Source organism: Rhodococcus sp. (in: high G+C Gram-positive bacteria) (assembly GCF_049591685.1).
Taxonomy (GTDB): domain Bacteria; phylum Actinomycetota; class Actinomycetes; order Mycobacteriales; family Mycobacteriaceae; genus Rhodococcoides.
This window is the reverse complement of the sequence record NZ_JBAWFH010000108.1, coordinates 1-4,430: the sequence shown is the minus strand read 5'-3', so window position 1 is coordinate 4,430 and position 4,430 is coordinate 1. Positions and strand designations below refer to the sequence as shown.

Genomic DNA, 4,430 nt, shown 5'->3' with positions numbered 1-4,430 from the left:
CGGCACCGCGGAGCCGTCCCACATGTGCGACTGGAACAGCGGGTTCTTGCCGGCGTCGACGCGTTCCTGCGAGACGGCGAGAAGCGGACGGACGTAGGTGTCCAGCTTGTCCTTGGGGCAGTGGTCGGTGTGCAGGGCGATGGTGACGTCGTACCGTGCCGCCACCACGTGGGCGAACTCGGCCAGCGCCACGGCACCGGTGACCATGTCCTTCACTCCGAGACCGGAGCCGAACTCGGCGCCGCCGGTCGAGAACTGAATGATGCCGTCACTACCGGCGTCGGCGAATCCCTTGATCGCGGCGTTGATGGACTCGGAACCCACGCAGTTGATAGCTGGAAATGCGAATTGGTGTTCCTTGGCCCGGCCAAGCATCTCGGCGTAGACCTCGGGAGTTGCGATCGGCACGGCGGCATTCCTCCATCTGAAGCAGTTGGTTGTCTGTTGCAGTATGGCAAGCCCGGACCGGTCGTGTCGCCGCTACCCGTCGACCGGGCGATCGACGGGGCAGCCTCCGATCGCGTTCGATTCGGACACCGCCCGCCCACCGCATCGACACCTGATGTTCGGATTCGCCCAGGTTCGGCCGGTAGTGTGGTCGCCGTGAGTCTTCTTGCTACCTCGGAAACCGTGACGACGAACCTTGCTTTGTTGCCCGGGTTTCTCGATCCCGTGAACCTGCTCAACTCGTTCGGCACCTGGGTGCTGGTCGGGTTGCTGCTTGTCGTCTTCATCGAATCGGGGTTGCTGTTCCCGCTTCTTCCGGGTGATTCGCTGCTGTTCACGGCGGGCCTGATTGCAGCGTCGAAGTCCGAGGACATTCCGCCTTTCGCGCCGATCGGGGTACTGCTCGTCCTCATTCCCATCGCCGCGATTCTCGGCGACCAGGTGGGGTACTTCATCGGAACCAAGGGCGGCGCCGCGCTCTTCAAGTCGAACGACGCGCGCTTCTTCAAGAAGAAGTACATCGACGAATCACAGCTGTTCTTCGAGAAGCACGGCCCGATCACCATCATCCTGGCGCGGTTCGTGCCGATCGTCCGCACGTTCGCGCCCGTCGTCGCCGGTGCGTCGAAGATGAAGTACTCGATCTTTCTCACCTACAACGTGGTCGGCGGCATCCTGTGGGGTGCAGGCGTGACGATGCTCGGATTCCTGCTCGGCCAGATCCAGTTCATCCGCGACAACGTCGACATCATCTTCCTGCTGATCGTCGCCGTGTCGGTACTGCCCATCGTGTTCGAGGTCGGCAAGCGCATGATCAAGGCCCGTAAGACCCCGCTGTCCGAGGCGGCCGACGCCATCGAAGCACAGCAGGACCCCACCTCCTAGACCCGGACGCCGGCAACAGTGATACAAGCGATTGGCCAGTTCGGCCCCCTCCAGACCGCCGGTCCACTCGTCGTGTGGATCGTGGTCGTCGCGTTCGTGTTCATCGAGTGCGCCGTCATCATCGGCCTGTTCCTGCCCGGCGACTCGATGCTCATCACCGCGGGCATCGTCATGGCGACGCACGCCTCGGGCACCGGCCACATCTGGGCGTTGTCCGCCGGGGCGATGATCGCTGCGATCGCAGGCAACCAGGTCGGCTACGTCATCGGTCACCGCACCGGATCCACTCTCGTCGCGCGCAAGAACGGCAAGTACCTCAATACCAAGAACCTGCACAAGGTGAATCTGCTGCTCGAAAAGCACGGGTTCTGGGCTGTCCTCGTCGCGCGATGGATCCCGTGGGTCCGGACGCTCTGCCCCATGGTCGCCGGCGCCGCCAAGATGAATCACCGCCGGTACACCATCGCCAGCACGCTGGGCGCGATCATCTGGGCGCCCGTGCTGCTCCTGGTCGGCTTCTACTTCGGCAATTTCCTCGACATGGTGCCGTGGCTTCTCCCGGTGGTCCTCATCGGCATGATCGTGCTGCTGGTCGGCGGCACAGGCGTCGGTATCTGGCAGTACCGCAAGGAAATGTCGAAGCCCGCAGAAACCATCGAGGTCGAAGAAGTCCTCGAGTAATTCACGACCTGTGTCCGACGACGAAGGTGCGCCGGAACGGGAAGGGCGTGCCGCCGTTCGCCGACGGGTACGCCTCTCGCAGCAGCGGCGCCTGGCCACCGCTGCGCCAGCGTCGCTGTCAGCACGCCGGTGCCGCAGCCGAGATCGACGACCACCGAGGGCGACTCGTGCCGTATCCGCCCGACCAGTTCGGCGAACGGCCTGGACCGCTCGTCGGCGTAGCGGTGGTAGATCCCCGGGTTCCACGACGTGCTCATCTCAACGGAACCCCGCTGCGGAGACCGTGTACGCAGCTTCCATCAGCATCCAGCCGCTCAGTTGCACGGAGAGATCGCGCTCCGGCACGGCCGAGGATCGCACCGTTCCGCCACGAGAGGTTGCAACCGAAAGACCGGGCCCCGGCAGCCGAGCCTGCGTCTCCCAGGCAGCTCCGAACAGCGGATGGTCTTCCACCTCGAGCCTGTTGTCCCACGCTGCCTCCGCAGACGCCAGGACTATTGCCGCCGCGAGTGTTCGCGCTGCCTCGTCCTCGTCGGAGTCGCCGAGCAGAGTGGTCGCGACCAACGCGAGGTAGCGGACGAGAATGCCGTCGAACAGGCCGCCGTCACCGCCCCCTCCCCCGACGATCACGCAGTCTCGACAGAGGCGTTCGTCGATGGCCGCAACCAATGCGTGCACGCGCTCGCGGTGGCGCGGCTCACCGAGACGGACAGCAAGTTCGGTCTCGACGCCCAGCACGACCCCCTGGCAGTAGCTGTACACCGCCCGGTCGAGTACCACTACGTCGTCGGAACTCGTTCCCGCCGAACGAATACCGTCCAAGATCAGCCCGGTGTCCGAGTCCTTGAGCTTCGCGTCCATCCAGTCCGCCATGGCCTGTGCACGCCACAGCCGACCGGTGCGCGCGAGGAGGATCGACGCGGGCCCGTTCGCGGGTGCGTTGAAGAAGTTGTCGCCCTTGCGCCACGGTATGCCGCCGCCGAGGTGCGGCGACCAGGAGTCGTGCAGTTCCATCTCCAGCGTCTGAATGGCGGACCTGTTGTCGACCGAATGCAGTCGTTGCGCCCGTTCCAGCGCCAGGCCCAACCAGGCCATGTCGTCGTAGTAGTTGTTCGTCCAGCCCGTGACGTTCCGAAAGCGATGCGCACGAGCAACTTTGACGAGACGGCGGCGCCTTTTCGGCGTCGGTTCGCGGGCGGCCGCATCGACGGCGCAGTCGAGCAGATGAGCCTGCCACCAGTAGTGCCACTTGAGAAATGACCGTTCCCGAAGCACGGGCGGCCACGCGACGACCCCGAGTGCGGTGCCGGGCAGGCCCCACAGTCGACGCACGTGCCGCGCAACGACGGCCCCCTCCGCAGCATCTGCTCGCTGCGCCCACACTTGCTGCATGCTCACGATCCTGCCACCTGACCTTCGGGCGGCTACACGTGTGTCAGGACCACGCCTGTGAGAGATCAGCGTGCCGCTTGATCCACGAGTGCATCGCGATGCCCGCGGCCACGCCCGCGTTGATGCTGCGGGTCGAGCCGAACTGGGCGATCGAGACGGTCATCGCCGCTCCGTCGCGGGCATCGGGGGTGACACCCGGCCCCTCCTGACCGAAAAGCAGCATGCAGTTCCTCGGGAGCTCGGCGGTCTCGAGGGGAACCGAACCCGGAGTGTTGTCGACGGCCACCACGGTGATGCCTTCGGCCCGCGCGTACGCGAGCAGGTCGGCGACGGTCTCGTGGTGGTGGATGTGTTGGTATCGATCGGTCACCATCGCGCCGCGACGGTTCCATCGGCGTCGGCCGACGATGTGCACCGCCTGTGCCGCAAAAGCATTGGCGGTGCGGACGACGGTTCCGATGTTGGCGTCGTTGGCGAAGTTCTCGATCGCGACGTGCAGCGGGTGGCGACGCGAATCGATGTCGGCGACGATAGCTTCGCGGGTCCAGTAGCGGTACGCGTCGACGACGTTGCGCCGGTCGCCTTCGTCGAGCAGCACCGGGTCGTATCGGGGGTCGGTCGGGCGCGCCGAGTCATGGTGCTGTTCCCAGGGCCCGACCCCGTTCGGGTTGTCGCCCCATTCCGTAGGGCCGACATCCGGAACGTCGACAACCGGGGAACTGCCGGTGACGTCGTCGCTGTCGCTCAAAAGGTTTCGTTGCTGTCGGGGGCGATGCGAAAGCCGTGCCCGGTCTCGTCGTTGGTGCAGGTGATGCCGTCCACGGCCGACAGGCAGGTGTAGCCCTCGGCCACGATCTCCTGCCCGATGCTCAGTGCGGGATCGATTGTCTCGCCGCCCGAGGTGTACACCGCTCCGCCGGAGCACATGAACTCGGCCGGGCCGGAGTTGGTGACACGAATGCCGTTGCCCCAGCTGATCATGCAGTCGTCGGGGCGGGGCGGTACGGGCGCCGTGGTGCCCTGGC

At 65.6% G+C, this 4,430-nt stretch carries 6 protein-coding genes; 2 read left to right on the top strand and 4 right to left on the bottom strand.

Annotated elements, in window-relative coordinates; genetic code table 11:
- The coding region (locus tag WBQ44_RS04835; RefSeq protein ID WP_495565599.1) for a class II fructose-bisphosphate aldolase at window positions 1-408 on the bottom strand (408 nt) is incomplete at its 3' end.
- 195 nt (window positions 409-603) lie between these two features.
- Between WBQ44_RS04835 and WBQ44_RS04830 the strand changes: the two genes are divergently transcribed.
- Window positions 604-1,332, top strand: coding sequence for a VTT domain-containing protein (locus WBQ44_RS04830; protein ID WP_495565598.1), 729 nt, complete (start codon window positions 604-606; stop codon window positions 1,330-1,332).
- 18 nt (window positions 1,333-1,350) lie between these two features.
- Entirely contained in the window at window positions 1,351-2,013 is a 663-nt protein-coding gene (locus WBQ44_RS04825; protein WP_495565597.1) for a DedA family protein, read from the top strand.
- Between the two features lie 258 nt (window positions 2,014-2,271).
- Here WBQ44_RS04825 and WBQ44_RS04820 read toward each other — a convergent pair whose 3' ends face one another.
- The 3 genes from WBQ44_RS04820 to WBQ44_RS04810 all read right to left on the bottom strand — a co-directional run.
- The gene (locus tag WBQ44_RS04820; RefSeq protein ID WP_495565600.1) at window positions 2,272-3,405 is read right to left on the bottom strand and encodes a glycoside hydrolase family 76 protein; all 1,134 of its coding nucleotides are present in this window, start codon (window positions 3,403-3,405) and stop codon (window positions 2,272-2,274) included.
- A 43-nt stretch (window positions 3,406-3,448) separates the two neighbouring features.
- Window positions 3,449-4,153 (bottom strand): TrmH family RNA methyltransferase, encoded by a 705-nt coding sequence (locus WBQ44_RS04815; protein WP_495565596.1) that lies wholly within the window; start codon window positions 4,151-4,153, stop codon window positions 3,449-3,451.
- A partial coding sequence (locus WBQ44_RS04810; protein ID WP_495565595.1) for a DUF6636 domain-containing protein occupies window positions 4,150-4,430 on the bottom strand: 281 nt, incomplete at its 5' end. The genes WBQ44_RS04810 and WBQ44_RS04815, both read right to left, overlap by 4 nt.

Bases quoted from the DNA above. Each gene is read 5' to 3' on its own strand.
- WBQ44_RS04820 (WP_495565600.1), bottom strand. From the start codon at position 3,405: ATGCAGCAAGTGTGGGCGCAGCGAGCAGATGCTGCGGAGGGGGCCGTC.